Genomic DNA, 21,047 nt, shown 5'->3' with positions numbered 1-21,047 from the left:
CCAAAGAACTAGGAGGAAAAAAAGTGAGAAACGAAAAAATTCTTGTCGTTGATGATGATCCAGCAATACGACGATTGATATGGAAATCACTCCAATCGACCGGAATCTTGATTTATCAAAGTGATTCGGTTGAAAAGACAGTCGATATCATGACACGGGTAAAATTTGATTTATTTTTATTGGACATTAGTTTAGAACATGAAAACGATGGGTACTATCTTGCTCAGATTATACGTGAAGAAGATCCACTTGTCCCGATCATTTTTCTCAGTGGCAAGAAAAATGAAGAAGACATCATTACTGGATTGGAAATGGGTGGAGATTATTATATTACCAAGCCATTTTTGCCTAACTTATTAAGAGCACAAGTAACAGTGACCCTTGATAGAGGGCAAGTTATCAAAGAGCATCGTGCCCTTTCAAAAGAGAGCAAAATCATGATTGGGGATTTCTGCTTTGACAAGTCCCGCTACCAACTCTACAAAAAGGAAGAGCCAATCAAGCTCTCATCCAAGGAAACAAAATTGATGCAATTTTTTATAGAAAACCCGGATCAAGTTTTTTCGAAAGAACAAATCTATCAAAGCGTATGGAACGGCAGTGAGCTAGACGCAAATACGGTCATGGTTTTTATCAATCATTTAAGAAATAAGATTGAAGATGATCCAAAGCAAGCTCGCTATATCAAGACAGTATGGGGATTAGGCTATACCTTTTTGCCCGATGGTGTTTAAAGGATCTCTTCTAGTTGAGCAAAATAAATACCTAATGCCAATAGATCTGCAGAACCTCCAGGACTTAAGTGGCGTTGAGTCAAAATCCTATCATAGCTTTGTAATTCATCAAGCAATTCTTCTTTTGAGAAGGGGGCTTGGTGAATTTTTTTGCTTTCTTCTTTCACTGTTTGCCAAGCGGATAAACCACCGCGATGCAATAAATTCCCATCTTCGATTTCACTCATCAAGAAAATCAGTCCCCGCAATAAACGTTCCTCCATTGGGAAATCAACAGTTGTCCGTAGAAAGGGGAGTAGTTTATGCGACAAACTAGGGTAGCCTGCTGCGGCTTCTCCTCGAATCCCGGTTATTCCGTATTCCAGATAAAGCTTTTCGCCATAAGTAAGCTGGGTCTTTATCTCTAAGTCTTTGAAATCTTCTGCGAGTAGGTGGTTTGTCATTTGCTGCGTGTAAGTCAAAATCCTCTCACTATCTTCTTTTATTAAAGGCAATGCCTTTTCTTGCAAGTACCAGCCAGTCGCCCCTAAAATGACTGCAAAAGAAAAATTGGCTCCTTTATGCGTATTGATGGCATGTGTTGCACGCAGCATGGCTTTTTCTGCAGCTACTCCGATTTTTCTAAGCTTATCAAACAACTCCCTAGGGGTTCCTTTGTGTGTCAGCCCTGCATGTAGGTACTGTTGAAAATACGGACGTAAGCTGATCGTGCTATCGATAAATGTGAATAAGTTCATGTCTTGGTGCGCACCGGTTGTCAAGGGATCCACAAGTCCAGGTTTAGGACTGAGACTGACTTCATAGAACAATGCTTTGATGGCATAGTCGGTAATCTGGTTCGAAAGGGACTCAGTCAATTTGTCTACGCTCCATTTCCGCCAAAATAAACTGCAAGGATCGATCAAGGTGTTCATGCGTGATCAGCGTGATTTGTTCGACATTTTTTGTTTTCATCCCGCGAAAAATCAGCCAGTGTTCTTCCAATGCTTTATCTCTTCGTTTCGTCGAACGGATAGCGATGTCGCGAAAATAAACGAGATAGGCTTGTAGTTCTAGGACAATTGATTTTAAGCGAGGCATTTGACTTTTTTCATAGATAAATGCGTTGAAATCAGAGAAATTTTTTAAAACCAGCTCTATTTCATCGGCCTCATTATATTGTTCCCCTTGTTCTAATAATGTTTGCAGTTCTTGGAAATCTGCTTCAGTCATTTGATTCATGGCTTTGATCGTTGCTAGGGTATCTAATGATTTACGGATATCATAAATTTCGTAGGCATCTTTGATACGAATACCTTTGACGACGATTCCCGCTTTAGGAATATGTTCGACAAGTTTTTCATTCACTAATTGCTTCATAGCCAGGCGAATAGGAGTTCGACTAATGTTCAATTCTTCAGCAAAGACTTTCTCGTTGATTCGAGTACCTGCTGGAATATCACCAAGGATGATGGTTTTTCGAAACGCTTCATAAATCAGAACGTTTAATGTTTTGTTTTGTGTTAAATCAAGATTTTTTTTAACGGCTTCAACTATATTACTCATTTATTTTCCTCATTTCTCATGATACCTCTGAAAATAAAACATGCTAGTAAATTTTTTTCAAGATTTTCGTTGATTTCCTCATGTATTACTAATAAAAATAGGGACGAGACCGCAATGACGACCCGTCCCAATCAATCCTGAATATTATTGTGGAATGTAAAGCGGCATATGACCTAATAACACAATGGTAACGATAAAGATGACAAAGATTCCCAATGCATATTTTGCTGATTCTTTTTGCCATTGACCCATATCCAATCCAGTCAAACGTAACAGCAAGTAGATAAAGGCAACCAATGGGCTTAATAAGTGGAACGCCTGTCCCATCAATGAAGCAAGAGCCATCTGCATATTGGTAAAGCCATAAGCACGCCCTGCTTCTGCTAATACAGGTAGCACACCAAAATAGAAACCATCATTTGAGATGAAGAAGGTACCTGGCGCAGAAATAAGGGCGATAACTAGCCCCCAGAAGCCGGCTAATTCTTTCGGAATAATGTGAGTAAAGCTGTTAGCCAATGCTTCTGCCATACCTGAACCTTGGAACAATCCCATAAATACGCCCGCTGCAAAGACTAAGATAACGACTTGAACAGCATCTCCGCCATTGGCTCCAATTCGTGAAGATTGGTCTTTTAAAACAGGGTAGTTGACCATTAAAGCAATACACGTTCCAACTAAGAACAACAAAAGTGGTGGCAGTGCAATCGAATCAATGAATGAGCTAGCTACGAGCCATGCAATCAATCCAATCGTCAAGATACCATTGAAAAGAAAGTTTTTTGGCCGGCGAATCTGTAGTGTTTCAGGGTCTGTTACCGTTGTCATTTCTTCGATTTCATCTGCAGTCAATTCAGTGATTCCTAAGCGTGCCCGTTCCTGTTTCCCCATTCTGCGAGCAACAAAGAAGATGACATAAAGAACTGAGATGATCATTCCTGGTGCCAGATAAGTAAGGATATCGGCATCAACTTCTAAAACGGCCATAGCTCGAGCAGTAGGTCCTCCCCAAGGGAGCAAGTTCATGATGGTATTTTGCAAGATCACCAGTACCCCAAGGTTCATCATTTTCATGTTTAATTTTTTATAAATCGGAATAAAGGCTGAACAGCAGATCAGGGTAGTGGTCGTTCCATCCCCATTTAAAGAAACGGTGGCCGCAACGACAGCAGTTGCCATCAAAACTTTCATCGGATCGCCTTTTGCGAAATAGATCATTTTTTTGGTAATTGGATCAAATAATCCAGCGTCCAGCATGATCGAGAAGTATAGTATCGCAAACAGCAACATAATCCCCGTATTAGAAGTTGTTTTGATTCCTTCTAGAACAAAATCCCCGATGTTTCCTTCTTTGGATACTCCTGACACCATTGCAACTAAGGTGAAAATCAAAGGAATGACCACCAAAGAAGTGAATGGAGACATTTTCTTTTTCATGATTACAAACATAAAGACAATAATCATGGCATAAGATAAAACCGTCAATAACATATTTTTCTTCCTTTCTACAACTGATTTAATAATTTCTGTTTTTGTAAACGGTGCCAATTCATTCCAATAAAAAACAAAGCTTCATGCCTTTGGGGGAGAAAGACACGTATTGGAAACAATTAGCTTTTCCGTTTGACGACTATAGAATAAGCAATATTCATTTGATAAGATAGATTGAATTCTGAAAAAGAACAGGAAAAAAACAATTTGGTATAGGTGTTCTTAAAAGAGGCTTAACAAGATATTAATAAAATCTTAACGGCTGATAAACGTTGATTTAACAATGTTTATCAGCCTTTTTGTTGTAAGGTGATGAAATAGGAACAGAAAAAAAACAATAATCTTTGATTTAGAACTACCGGATTGGTCCATTATCAATATAATGTGGTTGAGAACGAAAAAAATGAAAGGAGTAACTTCATGGGATTATTCGCCCGACTGTTCAAAAAAAGTGAACCACATCAAGAAATAACAAAAACATCTTCTGAAACGCTCGATGATAATGAATCTGAAATGAAATGGAAAGCGGTTCCTGCATATATCGAAGCTAGTGAAGAAGAATATCAACTTGTTAGTTTGATCGCGACAGCCATTGCGGCAGGTGATCAACCTAAGAGCCAATTTGTGGTCAAGAAAGTAATGCAGCGCAATCCGGAGGCAAAACTTGTTTCCATCATCGCGTCAAGTCTAGCTGCTGGATTAAATGAAAAGAGTCAGTTTGTTATTCGAAGAATCAATAAAAATTAGCATTTTGGAGGAAAAACAATGTTACGTAAATTTAAAATTTCGATTGATGGCAAAGAATATCTAGTAGAGATGGAAGAAATCGGTGGTACACCACAACCTGTGCTACCCGTTCAACCTGTAGTTGAAACACCAGCTCCGCAAACCGCAACACCAGCCGCATCCGAGGCACCATCTGTTTCTGAGGCACCCATTGCCGCAGGTGCAGATGCCATGCCTTCTCCAATGCCGGGAACGATTTTGAGAATCTTGGTGAATGTTGGAGATACTGTGGCGGAAAATCAACCATTGATGATATTAGAAGCCATGAAAATGGAAAATGAGATTGTTGCCGGAAAAGCGGGAACAGTAGCTGGTATTCATGTCAATCAAGGAGAGATGGTCAATCCTGGTGACCCATTGATTACGATTCATTAATAGGGATGAATCAATAAAAAATTTAATGAATAGAGGAAGTGACGTTAGTGGAAACTCTGATTGAAGGCTTTTTAGGGATGGGACAAGAACCCGGACGGATTGTCATGATGGTAGTCGGTGGCATCCTGATGTATTTAGGAATCAAAAAAGAATATGAACCAACACTACTAGTTCCGATGGGACTAGGAACGATTTTAGTAAATTTCCCGAACTCTGGTGTTTTGAGTGCTGGCGGGGAACCTGGTCCTTTTCAAGTATTGTTTGATATGGGGATCTCAACCGAGTTATTTCCATTGCTTTTGTTTATCGGAATTGGTGCCATGATCGACTTCGGTCCGCTGCTCCAAAATCCTTTTCTGCTTTTATTTGGGGCTGCAGCCCAATTTGGTATTTTCTTTACGATTATCGTCGCTGTCTTATTAGGATTTGATTTAAATGATGCAGCTTCCATTGGAATCATTGGAGCCGCCGATGGTCCAACATCCATCTTTGTAGCCAACACTTTGAATTCCAAATATATGGGAGCAATCATGGTTGCAGCTTATTCTTATATGGCTTTGGTGCCGATCATTCAGCCGGTTGCGATCAAGGCGGTCACAACGAAAAAAGAGCGTTCGATTCATATGAATTATCGCGCTGGCGAAGTCTCGCAAACAGCAAAAATTCTTTTTCCGATCGTTATCTCTGTCGTTGCCGGGCTCATTGCCCCTGTATCTCTGCCATTAGTTGGTTTCTTGATGTTCGGAAATCTCTTGAGAGAATGCGGCGTATTAGACCGACTTTCTATCACGGCTCAAAATGAGCTGGTAAACATCATTAGTATTTTGTTGGGGCTCTCTATCTCAGTAAAAATGCAGTATGAAGAATTTTTGCAAGTCGATACATTGATGGTGATCGCTTTAGGCCTGGTTGCCTTCATCATGGACTCTGTAGGTGGTGTCTTGTTTGCAAAAGTGCTGAACCTGTTCAGAAAAGAAAAAATCAATCCAATGATTGGAGCCGCGGGGATTTCTGCATTTCCTATGTCAAGTCGAGTGATCCAAAAAATGGCAACGGATGAAGACCCACAAAACTTTATTTTGATGCATGCAGCCGGTGCCAATGTTTCTGGTCAGATTGCTTCAGTTATTGCAGGTGGTTTATTGCTTGCCTTACTAACCTAAGAAAGGAGAGATTCGATGTCAGCAGATTTAATGAAATCACTGGAATTATTAGTGCTGGGATGGGGCGGCGTCTTCGTGGTTATCTTGATTATCTATCTTGCTTCGATGCTGCTTAGCAAACTTTTTCCAATCAAAAAATAAAAAGATAAAGAAGAGACGTTTATGTATTCATTAAAACGGCTATGGCTAAGAGATCAAGGAGTCTATAAACAGTGGGCTTCCTTGATGGATCGAGCCGGTCTGAATAAAGAGGAAGAACTTGATTACACAGTGGGAATCTACGATAACGATTTACTGGTTGCTACTGGATCCTATTATCACAACATATTGAAATGCTTGGTTGTTTGCAAAGCCTTTCAATCAGAAAATCTACTGACGGAAATCATTCAGCATCTGGTTGATCGCTTGGCAGAAGAAGGAGAACAACATTATTTCTTGTATTCAAAACCCAGCAATGAATTGATCTTTCGCTCACTAGGGTTTCAGAAAATCATCGCAACCTCAGAAATTCTTTTTATGGAACGAGGACTGCCAAATTTTGCGAGCTATCTTTCTACGCTGGCTAAAGGGAAAAAAATGGGGAACGGAAGCGGGATAGTGATGAATGCCAATCCCTTTACCAAAGGACATCAGTATCTTGTCGAGACAGCTGCGCAGCAGAGTCAGCAAGTTTATGTCTTTGTGTTATCCGAAGATCGTTCAGAGTTTTCGACTGCAGATCGGATGGAAATGGTAAAACGTGGAGTCGCACACTTGTCCAATGTAACAGTTTTTCCCACCAATGATTACCTTGTATCTTCCGCAACGTTTCCTTCCTACTTTCTGAAAGACAGTGCCATAGAAACAGTAGCGAAGATCCAGGCAAAGGTTGATGCGCAACTGTTTAAAGAGAAGATAGCACCTGTATTAGACATTCGGACACGGTTTGTCGGAGAAGAACCCTATTCAAAGGTGACCGATACGTATAATCATGCGATGCAGGAAATGTTTGGCGACTCATTAGAATTGGTTATTTTACCTAGATTGAGTATTGATGGTGAGATCATCAGTGCTACCAAAGTTAGAGAAGCCTTGAAAAATCAGGATGACCGCCGTTTGAGACAATTTTTGCCATCAACGACATATCATTATTTAAAAAACGAGAGGTGAAACCATATGGAAATTACACAAATCGCAGTAGCCGGTACAGTAGAGTCGAGCGACATTTTGATTACTGTCGAGCCGACTGAAGCAGACCAAATCCAAATTTCTTTGGAAAGCAGTGTAGAGAAACAATTTGGTCAACAAATCAAAAAGGTGATCGAAGAGACCATCAAAAATTTAGGGATCAAGTCTGTTCGAGTAGCTGCCGTTGATAAAGGCGCTTTGGATTGTACGATTCAAGCTCGAACCATTACCGCGATTCATCGGGCAGCAAAAAAAGACGCATATGATTGGAAGGAGATTGATTCATGGAACGCTTAAGAAGAACCATGATGTTTGTTCCAGGTGCAAATGCAGCAATGCTAAGGGACGCACCCTTATATGGTGCAGACTCAATTATGTTTGATTTAGAAGATGCAGTTTCTCTTAAAGAAAAAGACTCCGCGCGTACATTGGTTCACTTTGCATTGAAAACATTTGATTACAGCAATGTAGAAACAGTCGTACGGATTAATAGTTTGGAGGCAGGTGGCGCCCAAGATGTCGAAGCAATGGTTTTGGCTGGCGTTGAGGTTATTCGCTTACCAAAAACAGAGACGGCACAAGATATTTTAGATGTGGATGCGGTCATTACATCTGTTGAAAAAGACAATCAGATTCCAGTGGGCACAACGAAAATGATGGCAGCCATCGAATCTGCAGAAGGGGTATTGAACGCACGGGAGATTGCCAAAGCGTCAGAGCGACTGATCGGAATTGCTTTAGGAGCAGAAGATTACGTCACAAATATGAAAACCAAGCGCTATCCGGATGGACAGGAATTATCCTTTGCCCGCAACATGATTCTGCATGCAGCCAGAGCTGCAGGAATTGCGGCTATCGATACTGTCTATTCCGATGTGGACAATGTAGAAGGATTCCAAAATGAAGTGCAACAAATCAAGCAGCTAGGATTTGATGGAAAGTCAGTGATCAATCCACGACAAATTCCGTTGGTAAATGCTATTTATACACCGACAGACAAAGAAATCCAGAATGCCAAAGAAGTTATCTGGGGAATTCGCGAGGCCGAAGCGAAAGGCTCTGGAGTTATTTCAGTCAATGGGAAAATGGTAGACAAGCCAATCGTTGAACGTGCACAGCGAGTGATTGCATTGGCTAAGGCAGCGAAGTTGATTACGGAGGAGGATATTTAGGCATGGTCATGAATAAAGTAGGAAAAGATATTCCACAAGTATATGCTGACCAATACGGTGTTTTTGAAGGGGAATTGGCGCATATCGATACGTATCAAGAAGCAAGTCGTACCGTTACCCCCGTTCGTCCAAGAGATACCAAACTTCTTAGCAGTATTCGCGAGGCGATCGAAAAGACAGGGCTGAAAGATGGCATGACGATTTCCTTCCACCATCATTTTCGTGAAGGCGATTATGTCATGAATATGGTCTTGGAAGAAATTGCTGGTCTGGGTATCAAAAATATTTCTATTGCCCCTAGCTCCATCGCAAATGTCCATGCACCGTTGATTGACCATATCAAAAATGGCGTTGTAACCAATATTACTTCCAGCGGATTGAGAGACAATGTGGGTGCTGCTATTTCAGCAGGAATCATGGAAAATCCTGTTGTGATCCGTTCACATGGCGGTCGGGCTCGGGCCATTGCAGCTGGAGATGTGCATATCGATGTGGCTTTTTTAGGCGCACCAAGTGCAGATGCCTATGGCAATGCCAATGGTACGGTGGGAAAAGCAACCTGTGGTTCATTAGGTTACGCAATGATCGATGCAAAATATGCAGACAAAGTCGTGATCATCACAGATACGCTCGTGCCATTTCCGAATACACCAATCAGTATTCCGCAAACCGACGTGGATTATGTGGTTGAAGTGGAAGCAATCGGTGACCCACAAGGGATTGCCAAAGGAGCCACCCGCTTTACCAAAAATCCGAAAGAACTATTGATCGCGGAATACGCAGCAAAAGTGATCACAAATTCTCCTTACTATAAAGAGGGATTCTCCTTTCAAACAGGTACCGGTGGTGCTGCATTAGCTGTTTCCCGCTTTTTGCGCGAAGCGATGCTTAAAGATGGAATAAAAGCGAGCTTTGCATTAGGCGGTATTACCAATGCAATGGTGGAACTATTGGAGGAAGGATTGGTTGAAAAAATCATTGATGTACAAGATTTCGATCATTCTTCAGCCGTTTCATTAGGAAGCAATGCAGGACATTATGAAATCGATGCTGAGATGTATGCTTCACCGTTAAGTAAAGGATCAGTGATCAACCAATTAGATACCGCTATTTTGTCCGCATTGGAAATCGATACAGACTACAATGTGAACGTGATGACAGGATCCGATGGTGTGATTCGGGGAGCGTCAGGCGGGCACTCTGATACGAGTATGGCATGCAAAATGAGTCTCGTTATTTCACCCTTAGTGCGAGGCAGAATTCCAACGATCGTTGACAAAGTAAATACAGTGGTCACTCCAGGAACAAGTATCGATGTGATCGTGACAGAAGTAGGGATTGCCATCAATCCAGATCGTCAAGATTTGATTGAACATTTTAAAACACTAGATGTGCCTCAGTATACGATCGAAGAGTTAAAAGAGAAAGCTTACCAGATTGTTGGAACGCCTGAAGCCATTCATTATGGCGATAAAGTAGTGGCATTGATTGAATATCGAGACGGCACGCTCATTGATGTTGTGAGAAATGTGTAGCTTGTTATTTGAGGGACCGGAAGTTTCATTAGCAGAAGTATTGGCGGCTAGAGAACAGCGTGCAAAACGGCAAAAGGAGTTACTGGAGTCGGCGCCCCAATACACACTGCTATCTGCCACCATGAATATTCCCGGACCTGTCAAAACATCAGATGAGTTAGAAGCTGTGTTTAAAAGCTTGACGGATGAAGTCGAGCGAGCAGTGGCGGATGCCTTTTCATTCCTTCATCTTTATCGAAATGAAAAAACTGGCTATGAATATTTTCTTTTACTTCCTTTAAAAAAAGAAGAACTAAAGAAAAGGATGGTGGCACTTGAAGAAAGACATCCTTATGGGCGATTAGCAGATCTTGACGTGCTTTGGCTAGAAGCGGGTGAAGTGCAGTCCATCAGTCGCGAAGCGTTAGGCTATCCGAGACGGCGCTGCTTTCTTTGTGACAAGGAAGCAAAACTATGCGGACGATCGAGAACGCATTCAGTCAAAGCAATACAGCAAAAAATAAATGAATTAGTTTCAAAAGGAAGGATGCAAGCAGATGACTAAGAAAATTCAATTCATGGAAACAGTCTTACGTGATGGCCAACAAAGCTTGATCGCTACCAGAATGCCGACGTCAGATATGTTGCCCATCATCAAAACATTGGATGAAGTAGGCTACCATTCATTAGAAATGTGGGGTGGAGCAACCTTTGATTCTTGTATCCGCTTCTTAAATGAAGATCCTTGGGAACGTCTTCGACAGATTCGCCGTGAAGTGAAGAACACGAAATTACAGATGCTTCTTCGCGGACAGAATCTACTAGGATACAAAAATTATGCGGATGATGTGGTGCGAAAATTTGTAGAGACATCGATCAAGAACGGAATCGATATTATTCGCGTATTTGATGCATTGAACGATACCAGAAATTTGGCGACTTCTATCACAACAGCAAAAGAAGCTGGTGGTCATTGCCAAACAGCGATCTCTTATACAACAAGCGAAGTTCATACCGTTGAATACTTTGTGCAATTAGCAAAAGAAATGGCCCATATTGGAGCAGATTCGATTTGTATCAAAGATATGGCTGGTGTGCTGACACCTCAAATCGGATTTGAATTGGTCAGCCGAATCAAAGATGCTGTGGATCTGCCATTAGAGGTCCACACCCACGCTACTAGTGGTATTTCAGAAATGACTTATTTGAAAGTTGCAGAAGCTGGGGCAGATATTATTGATACAGCAATTTCTTCATTTGCAGGGGGAACGAGTCAGCCAGCGACAGAATCTGTGGCGATCGCATTAGAAGAACTGGGATTTGATATAAACCTGGACAAAAAGAAATTGGCTGAAGTTGCTGATTATTTCAATCCAATCCGCGATCGGTTCCGAGAGGAAGGGATCTTGAATCCTAAAGTCAAAGATACAGAACCAAAAACACTGATCTATCAAGTGCCTGGTGGGATGTTATCCAACTTATTGAGTCAGTTGACAGAACAAGGTCTGCAGGACAAGTACGAAGAAGTATTGGCAGAAGTGCCGAAAGTGCGTGCCGACCTTGGATTTCCTCCTTTAGTTACCCCTTTGTCTCAAATGGTTGGCACACAGGCTTTGATGAATGTGATTTCTGGGGAACGCTACAAACTAGTCCCAACTGAGATCAAAGATTACGTTCGTGGTCTTTACGGTCGTCCTCCGGCACCAATCAAAACGGAGATCCAAGAAAAAATCATTGGGACGGAAGCAGTGATCACAGAACGACCAGCAGATTTGATTCCACCACAGCTCCCAGAATTCGAGCAAGAAATCAAAGAATATGCCAAAACGGAAGAAGATGTACTGATGTATGCACTTTTCCCAGCTCAAGCAAAAGATTTCTTGGGAAGACGAGAAGATCCGTTTTATGACGTAGCGATCCAGACAGTCGATGTGACTATCGCGATTCCATAAAAAGAAAATGACTGAAATGTTTCTGAGCGAGAAAACACTTTGTTTCAACTCAGACGTTTCAGTCATTTTTTTTTGGCTAATAGAAGTGAAAAGGGGAAGAAATGGCCATTCAACAATTGATCGCAGCAGTGTATTTTTATTTTTGACAAGCGAGAAATAAAAACAAATAGAAAAAAGGATTTGTTAGAGAATATTTTTTAACAAAACAAAAAGAGTGGTCAACAATCAATGGTCGACAACTCTTTTTCAATAGTTTAGGTTATCCAATTTTTTTAACTCTCCCGCCAATTTTATTTGCGAAGCGTTCGGCATCTTCTTTGCATGTATAAGTCAAAGCAATTGATTTATCTCGAGTTCTTTTTCCTTGTGCTGTCAGATAACCATGAAATATCTTGATAGCATACACTGCACTATCCACCTCCTCTACCTTTAAAGAATAACAAAAATACCGCTTACAATCAAGAGGGCTTTAACAAAAAATAACAATTTTATACAATTCGATGCCTGTTTTTGTCAAGATGACCGTTTTTTTCATAACTGGGTCCCTTTTTCTCGTATAAATCACGATAACTGGTGCTGCCAGAAGCTTGCAACTGAGTATAATTCCTCCGCAGGGCGTATAATAAGGAAAACGATTCAGTCAATAACGGCAATGAAAACCAGTAAGGAGAAAAGAGATGAAAAATTTTCAACTTAATTTTATTACCAATAAGGAAACTGTAAGATGGCTGAAAATCTTGCATACCTTCGAGCGAATACCAACGCGATCAGTCAAAGAACTAGCCCAATTCACAAAAAGCACTTCACGAACGATCATTGCCGATATTACCGGAATTCGGCAATATTTTCAGCAGTCGATTCTGATTGAAAACACGAGTTCAGGCTATTTGTTCAAAGAAACCAATCGAGAAGCGTACCAAACTAAAAAGCGGTCATTGCTTGAAAATGAACCACTCTTTCACATTATTGAAGGGATTTTTCAAAGGCAGATCAAAGAGATCGGAGAATGGGCCGATCAACTCCACTTCTCAGAAAGTAGTTTGCTGCGCTATTTCAAAATGGTAGAAAATGAATTAGCGCGCTATCGACTGACACTGTCCCTGAAGAAAGTGGATTTCATTGGAAAAGAAATCGATATTCGCAGTTTCTTTCATGATTTTTATTATGAATCAGAAATAACTCCACACACGGTCTTGCCATCAATTGCCATCCAGTCGATTGCCTTTGCCTTACAAAAAAAGCACTTCTTCAGTAGCTATCCCAATGTTTCTTTGGGAGATTTTAGTTATACTCTAATGATTACTTTAGAACGTGAGGGAGACTTGCTTATCGAGTCAGAAATGATTCAAGCGCTGAAAGAACGAGAGGCATTCCAGCGTTTTTCAGCTATCAATGATGTGATTGATGCGTCAATCGGGAAACGTTTGCCAGTGGAGGAATTATTGTATTTGTATGTGATGATTTTGTGCCGGCGTTCATTGACGGATCTGGCTGGAGAACAGCAGTTTATTCAGGAACTCCAGCCGAATGTTGGGATTACAGACTGTGCCCAACTATTTTTATCCGCTTTTGGCCAGCAGAGCAATGACCTTCAGAGAGACATGATCCTTGTGCGTTCTTTTTTTACTATGCTGTATTTAAAAGAACAGCTATCACCAGTGACAAATCAAAATATTCTTGATATTCATGAAGTTGTCCAAGAGAAATACCCAGATTTATATTTTGAGTTATTAGCATTCTTTACCGAACACCATCAGACAATATCAGGGGGAAAGACAGCAGTAACAGAAATCACCGTGATGGCCGTCCTATTCATGGACTCACTAAAGGAAATCCATTGGGGAGCACCTAAAAATATTGCTTTTTTATTAGAAGGAAACTACCTTGTTTGTCAGAATATCCAAGCAATGGCTATCAAATATCTTGGCCGATTCCAGCACCTGTTTTTCCCGAATGCATTAGAGATGAACTTAGATTATTTAGAGCAGAATCATATTGATCTAGTAGTGACAAATTATAGTGAATATGTCAGTGATCAATTGATTGGAAACTGGCATTTGCTTTTTAAGTCAATTCCAGACGCAGAGGATTGGAATCGACTATTGTGGGAAATCAATCCTCGAATCATCAATGAATTTTCTTTAAGAAATGGTCAGTAACACTCAGTTTGTTTCGCAACAAAGGAGGTGTCAGCAGTAGCAAATAAGAGCAAGAGGCTAGAGTCACATCCAATCAATTTGATGACATAAATCAGACGATCACGTACTGCTAGGTATCCGCTGTCAGCAGTACGTCGCTGAAGAATAAAAAAACTTCGTGTTTAAAAGAGCGTATTTGTTTATGAATAGGCTCTTTATTTGAGGTGTCGATTAGATGAGAGGAGTGTGTGGTTTGGGAAGAGCGCTGCTATTACCCATTTTATCAGTATTTATTCTTGGTAGCTGTCTTAGTTCTTTTTTGATGGTTGTTGTTTATCGTTTGCCCCGTCAGGAATCATTGGGAGGTCGCTCTCATTGTGAGCACTGTGGAAAGGTACTAACCCCATGGCAGCTGATCCCTATTTGGTCATTTTTATTCTTAAAGGGCAAGTGCAGGAATTGTTTGGTACCGATTAATCGCAAGTATCCAATAAGTGAAATCGTTGGTGGGATCCTGTTGGTCATATTGTATATATTTTAAGGAATTGGAGGGAAAACAAGAGGGCAATGATTGAGCAGGAATCAAGACGAAACAAAGCGAGAAATGATCAGAGGGAACAATCAAGAGGAACTAAATTATAGCCTGGCAGTATCCAGAACGAAAAAAGGAGGGGGATTAGGGTGGTGTTGACAAAAAATCCCGAATAATACGGTTGACGAGCGTGAACACAGTCAAGGGGCTTCCATGAATGAGAGCCCTCGGACGAGAGAAGCAAGTCAGCCATTATTCGGGTATTCGAGGGATATGGTCAAAGATCAATTAGGAATTTTGCTGCGAAGCTTCGTCTTTTTGATAGACAAATGCACCGTTAAAAATGGTTGCAGTGACTTCTACCTCAAGCAGCTCTTTTTCTGAAAGGGAAAGAATATTTTTCGAAAGAATGCAAAGATCAGCCAACTGCCCGACTTTGATCGAACCAATGTCTTGTCGACTGAGTGCCTGAGCTGCATCAGCGGTATGAGCAACCAGAGCATCCGCCACATTCATCACTTCAGAGGGCATCAATCCTTCTACTGGAGAGCCGTTTTTTTCTTTTCTAGCCACTGCATAATAGATCGAATCCAATGGAGACACATCGATCACTACTGGGCTGTCGGTTCCAAATGCTACTACAGCATCGTGGGTCAAAAAGGATTGAAAAGGAAACATTTGACTAGCGCGTTGCGGACCTACTTCTTCATCTAACGTTTCATAGCCGACTAATAAATGACTAGGTTGAACAGAAAGAACTAAATTGTCTTGTGCCACTAAAGAAAGATCTGCAGGATCCATGACTTCCAAATGCTCCAGTGTATTATTTTTACCGGCAGAGAGAGGGAAGCGCGCATGACTTTCATTAAAAAAAGACAACGCTTGATGGATCGCTTGGTCACCGATCGTATGGATGCGCATCGGCCAATTTTGCTGGTTTGCTAAGAAAATCAACTGGCGCATTTTTTCAATTGCAATCAGCGGCATACCAATATCACCAGTAAAATAAGGCGTTTCGTACTCCGATTTCAACAAAGCAGTATGGGTACTTGTTACACCATCAAAGAACTGTTTCACACCACCCATTTGGACTTTCTCAGATCGATAGTTTTGATAGATATCAGTTAAATGATCTATTTCCATACGCATCGCAGGGTAAAAAACCGCCCGTAAAGTCGCTTTTTCGGCAACTTTTTGGTAAAGCTCTGGATAAATCAAGTCGTCCCAGCTTTCGCCAGTCAGGGCAACATCGCCGATTGTAGTAATGCCATAGCGATTGAGCTGCTTCATGTAAGAAAGGTACGTTGAGTAACTGTTGGCTTGAAAAGATTGCAGCACCTCCGCCAAGTAATTAATAGCAACTGCCTCAAGAAAACAACCCGTCAATTCGCCATCTTTCATCAATGCTTCTCCACTGATTCCGGTAGGAACTGAATCGGTTGTGATTTCTAAGGCTTCCATTCCTTTACTGTTTAACCAAATGCTGTGGGCGTCTCCTGAGATCAGCATGACTGGCACTTCGTCACAGTAGTGATCAATCGTTGCTTTTGTGGGATAGACTTGTTGTCCAAAGTCACTGCTGAACCAACCAATCCCAATTTTCCAGCCATGGGTCACAGGAATTTGCGGTACTTGTTGGGCAACTGCTTCTTCAGTTGTTCCAGTGACATGAGTTAAATGCCCTGCATGAAGCAAAGCGGAAAGATAAAAGTGAATATGGGCATCGATAAAGCCAGGAATGATCATTTGGTCATGACAATCAATGATCGTTGTTTCAGCCGGTAAGTTGGTAGGTGTGGCATCCAAAGGACCCACATCCTTGATCCTAGTTCCTTCAATCAAAATAAAACCAGCAAAGGTCGTTTTTCTTTCTGTATCAAAAATGTAGGAAGACTTCAATAGTATATTCATTTTATAATCCCAACTTCCATTCGAGAAAAAGATCGTTGTACTGTTCAACGGCATTTTTTCCTAAGTATTCGTAGTGTTCCATCTGTTGCATTGCTTCCGGCTCTGGATAGAAAGCTTTATTGGAGGTCAATTCAGTCGGTAGCAGTTGCTTCGCGGTCTCACTCGGTGTCGCATAACCGACATACTCAGCGTTTTGAGCGGCGTTTTCAGGACGCAGCATGAAATTGATAAACGCATAAGCTCCTTCAAGATTGCCGACTGTTTTTGGAATCGCAAAGTTATCTGTCCAGATAGCACCGCCATCATCAGGGACGACATAGGTTATAGCAGGATTCTCAGACATGACATACGCTGCATCTCCTGAATAGCCAATGCCGATCGGTGCATCGTTGTTGACCATCAAAGTCTTGATTTCATCAGTGAGGACTGCTTTGACATTGGGGCGTAATGCTTCCAATGTCTCGATGGCTTGTTGAAGGTTTGCTGTATCTAGCTCATTTTGAGAAAGATCTAAAGTCTGCAAAGCCATTCCTAACGTTTCTCTTGCGCCATCAACAACTAGAATATCGTTGGCAAATTCCGGGCGCCATAAATCTGCCCAGCCATGAATGGTGGTAGGATCGATTTGGTCACTATTAACCATGATTCCAATAGTTCCCCAAAAATAAGGAATGGAGTAATGATTGTTTTTGTCAAAGCGCTGATCCATCAGAAAATCAGAAAGATCTTCACTGCCGACGAGTTTATCATGTTCTAAAGGAATCAGCAGCTGCTCCTCAATCATTTTAGGAATCATCGATTCACTGGGGAAAATCAAATCGTACCTGGTACCGCCTTGTTTGACCTTTGTTTCCATTGCTTCATTCGAATCAAATGTATTATAAATCACTGAATAGCCACTTTCAGTTTCGAATTTTTTTATCAGATCGGGGTCAATATATTCTCCCCAATTATAAATAATAACCGTGTTAGCATCATTTGCTGATGCACTTCCTGTTTCATTGGACAGTACAGCTTTGCCAACAAAAAGAATACCTAGGATCGCAATGATCCCGCCAAAAAATACGTGCAATCTTTTCAATTCATCAATTCCTTCTTTCTTATCACATTCTTATTCCTGTAGAATAAATGAAACCTTTTAAAAAGGCAATAAAAAGTTAGTCAGTGAAAAAACTGCTTTTTCTGATAGAAAATGGAAAGTCGAATCAGTTGTAAAATCAGGGATCATTGCCTAAGCTATGAAAGAGACCTTTCGTTTCTTTAGAAAAATGACGGAAGATCATTTACATAATCTCAAGGAGTGATTTACATGGAAACACGAGCAGTTGTTATTAATGAATATGGTGGTAAAGAAAAACTAGCAGAAGCGAAAGTTTCACTACCTGAACTCGGTGCGGATCAAGTGTTGGTGAAAGTTGCAGCAACTTCGATCAACCCAATTGACTGGAAATTACGCGAAGGATACTTGAAGCAAATGTTTCCTTGGTCATTTCCGATTATTCTAGGATGGGATGTTGCTGGAGAAATCGTTGAAGTTGGTCAGAAGGTTAAAGACTATCACGTAGGCGATCGGATTTTCGCTCGTCCAGAGACGACACGATTTGGGACCTATGCGGATTATACGATCGTGGATACCAACTTATTGGCACCTCTGCCAGAATCTATTGCCTTCACGGAAGCTGCAGCTGTGCCTCTAGCAGGATTGACTGCATTACAAGCTCTATTTGATCATGGTTCGTTAAAAGCTGGCGAAAAAGTGTTGATTCATGCCGGAGCTGGCGGAGTTGGGACCTACGCCATTCAACTTGCGAAAAATGCCGGCGCCTATGTCATCACGACGGCAAGTCCCCGTAATCATGAACTTGTTAAAAAATTAGGTGCAGATGAAGTGATCGACTACCATACAACGGATTTCGAAGAAGTTCTTACTGACATTGATTTAGTTTTTGATACAATGGGTGGCGAGATCCAAAAGAAAAGCTTCTCCGTTCTAAAAGAGCATGGCCGCTTGATTTCTGTACTGAGTATTGAAGATGAAACATTAGCCGCAACGAAACAAATTGAAGCAAAAGCAATTTGGTTACGTACAAATGGAGAACAGTTAAGCGAATTAGCTAAACTAATGGCTGATGGCAAATTAGTAAGTGTGATTGGCGAAACTTTCCCATTGACTCGTCAAGGTGTCTATGATGCCCATGCATTAAGTGAAACACACCATGCGGTAGGGAAAATCGTGCTCGACAACCAAGAGAATCTGGATAAAAATCAAGCGAAGTAGAGGAAGAGCGGAAATGAGATTGTGGCATGAAGCACTTTTGACTAAATTACCCCGGCAGCAATTGCTGGGACAGCATCGGGAAGTAGCTGCGCTGAGAGGCGCTGGCTGGGGAAAGAAACATGCGACAGTCAATTATGTTTTTGATCATTCTCCATATAAGTTGTATCAATACCATCTACTCGTCATGGCAGAGATGCAGCATCGGGGATACCGTCCAGCAGCAGCATGGTTAGAGCCTACTTATCGCGGTCAAAAGACACCTCCTTATCAGGTGTTAGTGCCGATTGAGCAATCAGTCCCTATTTATCCTGAACATACTGCAATGTATTTAGAGGAGTGTTTAGCTAATTTAAGAAGCAAAGGGATCTATCTCTGATGGCTAATAAAAAAACAAAAAAGTGCGCGTTCTTGTTTGAAGCAAGGACGCGCTTTTACTTTCTAAAACAATTCGTACACATTAGACTTACAAAAAGTAAGCATATCTTTCGCGTTAATAAAAAGAAGTTGTTATAGTGAATGCAGGAAGTATTTGAAAAGAGGGAAATGACATGACAATCAATAACAAACAATTAGAATTTGGGTTAGATACCTTTGGCGATCTTGCCTTTGATGACCAAACCCATCAACGAATCAGTTACAGCCAATCATTAAGAAATATTATTGCAGAAGGAAAGTTGGCCGATGAAGTCGGTGTCGATATCCTCGCATTAGGCGAACACCATCGAGAAGAATACGCAATCTCAAGTCCAGACACCGTGCTAGCTGCGCTGGCAATGGTCACTAAAAGAATCAAATTAGGAACGGGAGTAACTGTATTAAGTTCTGATGATCCAGTTCGGGTCTATGAACGATTTGCGACAGTTGATGCCCTTTCAAATGGTCGTGCGCAGATCATGTTAGGAAGAGGGTCATTCACTGAATCTTTTCCACTGTTTGGCTATGATCTGCAAGATTATGAAGAATTATTTGAAGAAAAAGTAGCAATGTTTTACGAACTCCTTAAAGGGGAGCCACTGACCTGGAAAGGCAAATTTACTCAATCTTTGGAGAATGCCGAAGTTTATCCAAAACCCGAAGGAACACTGGATACGTATATTGGTGTGGGAGGAACACCGGAGTCGATTATTCGTGCTGTTCGCTACGGCTTTCCAGTTATGCTGGCAATCATTGGCGGGGAGCCTGCTCGATTTGCCCCCTATGTACAACTTTATCAAAAAGCAGCGCAGCAAATGGGCAGACCGATTCTTCCGGTAGGGATGCATTCCCATGGGGTGATTGCGGAGACGGATGAAGAAGCGTACGAAATCGGTTGGCACTATATCAAGAAAAGTATGGATAAAATCGGAGAAGACCGTGGTTGGCCCGAGATGTCGAAAGAACGTTTCGATTTTGAAGTAGAACATGGCTCTTACTATGTAGGCAGTCCTGAGACTGTGGCACAAAAAATTGCGCGAACGATGCCGCAAGTCGGCGTCGAACGGTTTGATCTTGTTTATGGAACCGGTGGACAATTACAAAAAGACCGTCTGCGGACTATCGAACTTTATGGTACAAAAGTAATCCCTAGGGTCAAAGAACTATTGAGATCAGGTGGGAAATAATGGAAAAATCTAGAATTGGCATCTTAGGAGCCGGCAAGTTGGGGTTAGCTTTAGCAAAATTAGGAGCAGAAGCTGGGTATGAGGTCTGGATCGCTAGCAGAAAGCCAGCGGAAAAGAATGCTCTAGCTGTTGAAATCCTTGCTCCAGGTGCAAAGGTGAAGAATGTCTCAGACATCCTGACGGAAATGCCAGTCATTTTATTAGCAATCCCTTTAAGCAACTATCCGTCACTTCCCAAAGAGCAGCTGGCTGGTAAACTTGTGATCGATGCAATGAACTATTGGTGGGAAGTTGATGGAACCAGCAAAACGTATTCGACTGTTGAAGAAACATCTTCAGAAAGGGTCCAAAAATATTTTGACCAAAGCAGAGTTATCAAGGCATTCAACCATATGGGTTATCATGATGTTCAAGACGAAGCACGGCCGGCTGGTTCACCAGCTAGAAAAGCCATGGCAATCGCTGGTAATGATCCGGAATCTATGTCTCAAACGGCCAAAATCGTTGACGACTTTGGCTTTGATCCGGTAGTGATCGGTCGTCTAGCCAATGGTCTTATGCTAGAACCTGGCGGTGAACTTTTTGGCGCCAGTGAGACAAAAACAAATTTAAATCATTTAATTGAAACGTTTTATCAGAGTGCTCAAGGCAAACAATTACTCGAACGACAAAATTAAAAAGAACCTCT

At 41.4% G+C, this 21,047-nt stretch carries 23 protein-coding genes; 17 read left to right on the top strand and 6 right to left on the bottom strand.

The window, feature by feature from the left end; all coding sequences use genetic code 11:
• The first annotated feature begins 23 nt into the window (after positions 1-23).
• Positions 24-734 carry a response regulator transcription factor gene (locus HED61_RS14290; RefSeq protein ID WP_003125750.1) on the top strand — a complete coding sequence of 237 codons (711 nt, stop codon included), beginning with the start codon at positions 24-26 and terminating at the stop codon, positions 732-734.
• On the opposite strand, the gene citG is transcribed toward HED61_RS14290, so the two are convergent.
• From citG to HED61_RS14275, 3 genes are all read right to left on the bottom strand, one after another.
• The gene (gene citG, locus HED61_RS14285) at positions 731-1,591 is read right to left on the bottom strand and encodes a triphosphoribosyl-dephospho-CoA synthase CitG (RefSeq protein ID WP_138371112.1); all 861 of its coding nucleotides are present in this window, start codon (positions 1,589-1,591) and stop codon (positions 731-733) included. The two genes, HED61_RS14290 and citG, sit on opposite strands and share 4 nt — an antisense overlap.
• Positions 1,584-2,279 carry a GntR family transcriptional regulator gene (locus tag HED61_RS14280; RefSeq protein WP_003125752.1) on the bottom strand — a complete coding sequence of 232 codons (696 nt, stop codon included), beginning with the start codon at positions 2,277-2,279 and terminating at the stop codon, positions 1,584-1,586. The genes citG and HED61_RS14280 overlap by 8 nt, the downstream gene beginning before the upstream one ends.
• A gap of 144 nt (positions 2,280-2,423) precedes the next feature.
• Complete coding sequence (locus HED61_RS14275) at positions 2,424-3,770, bottom strand: CitMHS family transporter (RefSeq protein WP_005470665.1); 1,347 nt, start codon at positions 3,768-3,770, stop codon at positions 2,424-2,426.
• Positions 3,771-4,190: 420 nt separating this feature from the next.
• Here HED61_RS14275 and HED61_RS14270 point away from each other — a divergent pair, with 420 nt between their 5' ends.
• The 10 genes from HED61_RS14270 to HED61_RS14230 are packed head-to-tail and all read left to right on the top strand — an operon-like array spanning position 4,191 to position 11,899.
• Positions 4,191-4,517, top strand: a complete 327-nt coding sequence (locus HED61_RS14270) for a hypothetical protein (RefSeq protein ID WP_005470668.1) — start codon at positions 4,191-4,193, stop codon at positions 4,515-4,517.
• An 18-nt stretch (positions 4,518-4,535) separates the two neighbouring features.
• A complete protein-coding gene (locus HED61_RS14265; protein ID WP_003125756.1) occupies positions 4,536-4,931 on the top strand; it encodes an acetyl-CoA carboxylase biotin carboxyl carrier protein subunit in 396 nt (131 codons plus the stop codon).
• 47 nt (positions 4,932-4,978) lie between these two features.
• Positions 4,979-6,094, top strand: a complete 1,116-nt coding sequence (locus HED61_RS14260; protein ID WP_138371111.1) for a sodium ion-translocating decarboxylase subunit beta — start codon at positions 4,979-4,981, stop codon at positions 6,092-6,094.
• Between the two features lie 15 nt (positions 6,095-6,109).
• Positions 6,110-6,235: an OadG-related small transporter subunit gene (locus tag HED61_RS16940; RefSeq protein WP_005470670.1), complete on the top strand. Its 126-nt coding sequence runs from the start codon at positions 6,110-6,112 to the stop codon at positions 6,233-6,235.
• A 21-nt stretch (positions 6,236-6,256) separates the two neighbouring features.
• A complete protein-coding gene (gene citC / locus HED61_RS14255; RefSeq protein WP_219645172.1) occupies positions 6,257-7,243 on the top strand; it encodes a [citrate (pro-3S)-lyase] ligase in 987 nt (328 codons plus the stop codon).
• 6 nt (positions 7,244-7,249) lie between these two features.
• Complete coding sequence (gene citD, locus HED61_RS14250) at positions 7,250-7,558, top strand: citrate lyase acyl carrier protein (protein WP_081131557.1); 309 nt, start codon at positions 7,250-7,252, stop codon at positions 7,556-7,558.
• Positions 7,546-8,433, top strand: a complete 888-nt coding sequence (gene citE, locus HED61_RS14245; RefSeq protein WP_003125762.1) for a citrate (pro-3S)-lyase subunit beta — start codon at positions 7,546-7,548, stop codon at positions 8,431-8,433. The genes citD and citE overlap by 13 nt, the downstream gene beginning before the upstream one ends.
• Positions 8,434-8,435: 2 nt before the next feature.
• Positions 8,436-9,968: a citrate lyase subunit alpha gene (citF, locus tag HED61_RS14240; protein WP_003125763.1), complete on the top strand. Its 1,533-nt coding sequence runs from the start codon at positions 8,436-8,438 to the stop codon at positions 9,966-9,968.
• Positions 9,961-10,512, top strand: coding sequence for a citrate lyase holo-[acyl-carrier protein] synthase (gene citX, locus HED61_RS14235; RefSeq protein ID WP_176332981.1), 552 nt, complete (start codon positions 9,961-9,963; stop codon positions 10,510-10,512). Before citF ends, citX begins: the two co-directional genes overlap by 8 nt.
• Positions 10,505-11,899 carry an oxaloacetate decarboxylase subunit alpha gene (locus tag HED61_RS14230; RefSeq protein ID WP_081131554.1) on the top strand — a complete coding sequence of 465 codons (1,395 nt, stop codon included), beginning with the start codon at positions 10,505-10,507 and terminating at the stop codon, positions 11,897-11,899. The genes citX and HED61_RS14230 overlap by 8 nt, the downstream gene beginning before the upstream one ends.
• Positions 11,900-12,158: 259 nt before the next feature.
• On the opposite strand, the gene HED61_RS14225 is transcribed toward HED61_RS14230, so the two are convergent.
• Complete coding sequence (locus tag HED61_RS14225; protein WP_086269049.1) at positions 12,159-12,305, bottom strand: hypothetical protein; 147 nt, start codon at positions 12,303-12,305, stop codon at positions 12,159-12,161.
• A 271-nt stretch (positions 12,306-12,576) separates the two neighbouring features.
• On the opposite strand from HED61_RS14225, the gene HED61_RS14220 reads away from it, so the two are divergent.
• Together HED61_RS14220 and HED61_RS17025 are read left to right on the top strand one after the other, a co-directional pair.
• Entirely contained in the window at positions 12,577-14,058 is a 1,482-nt protein-coding gene (locus HED61_RS14220) for a helix-turn-helix domain-containing protein (protein WP_195957860.1), read from the top strand.
• Positions 14,059-14,272: 214 nt separating this feature from the next.
• A complete protein-coding gene (locus HED61_RS17025) occupies positions 14,273-14,578 on the top strand; it encodes a prepilin peptidase (protein ID WP_156247991.1) in 306 nt (101 codons plus the stop codon).
• 279 nt (positions 14,579-14,857) lie between these two features.
• Here the strand turns inward: HED61_RS17025 and HED61_RS14215 are convergent, their stop codons facing one another.
• Both HED61_RS14215 and HED61_RS14210 read right to left on the bottom strand, forming a co-directional pair.
• A complete protein-coding gene (locus HED61_RS14215; RefSeq protein ID WP_219645173.1) occupies positions 14,858-16,480 on the bottom strand; it encodes an amidohydrolase in 1,623 nt (540 codons plus the stop codon).
• A 1-nt stretch (position 16,481) separates the two neighbouring features.
• On the bottom strand, positions 16,482-17,561 hold the full coding sequence (locus HED61_RS14210; protein ID WP_219645174.1) for an ABC transporter substrate-binding protein: 1,080 nt from the start codon (positions 17,559-17,561) through the stop codon (positions 16,482-16,484).
• 228 nt (positions 17,562-17,789) lie between these two features.
• Here HED61_RS14210 and HED61_RS14205 point away from each other — a divergent pair, with 228 nt between their 5' ends.
• The 4 genes from HED61_RS14205 (at position 17,790) to HED61_RS14190 (ending at position 21,036) form a co-directional block, all read left to right on the top strand.
• A complete protein-coding gene (locus tag HED61_RS14205) occupies positions 17,790-18,758 on the top strand; it encodes an NADP-dependent oxidoreductase (protein ID WP_103301004.1) in 969 nt (322 codons plus the stop codon).
• 13 nt (positions 18,759-18,771) lie between these two features.
• A complete protein-coding gene (locus tag HED61_RS14200) occupies positions 18,772-19,134 on the top strand; it encodes a TIGR02328 family protein (protein ID WP_219645175.1) in 363 nt (120 codons plus the stop codon).
• A 172-nt stretch (positions 19,135-19,306) separates the two neighbouring features.
• Positions 19,307-20,359 (top strand): LLM class flavin-dependent oxidoreductase, encoded by a 1,053-nt coding sequence (locus tag HED61_RS14195; RefSeq protein ID WP_103301002.1) that lies wholly within the window; start codon positions 19,307-19,309, stop codon positions 20,357-20,359.
• Positions 20,359-21,036, top strand: a complete 678-nt coding sequence (locus tag HED61_RS14190; RefSeq protein WP_195957862.1) for an NADPH-dependent F420 reductase — start codon at positions 20,359-20,361, stop codon at positions 21,034-21,036. The genes HED61_RS14195 and HED61_RS14190 overlap by 1 nt, the downstream gene beginning before the upstream one ends.
• The last annotated feature ends 11 nt before the right edge of the window (positions 21,037-21,047 follow it).

Source organism: Enterococcus gallinarum, assembly GCF_021496385.1.
GTDB lineage: Bacteria > Bacillota > Bacilli > Lactobacillales > Enterococcaceae > Enterococcus_D > Enterococcus_D gallinarum.
Note: the sequence above shows the minus strand (reverse complement) of the source record. Positions and strands in the feature narration are given on the sequence as shown.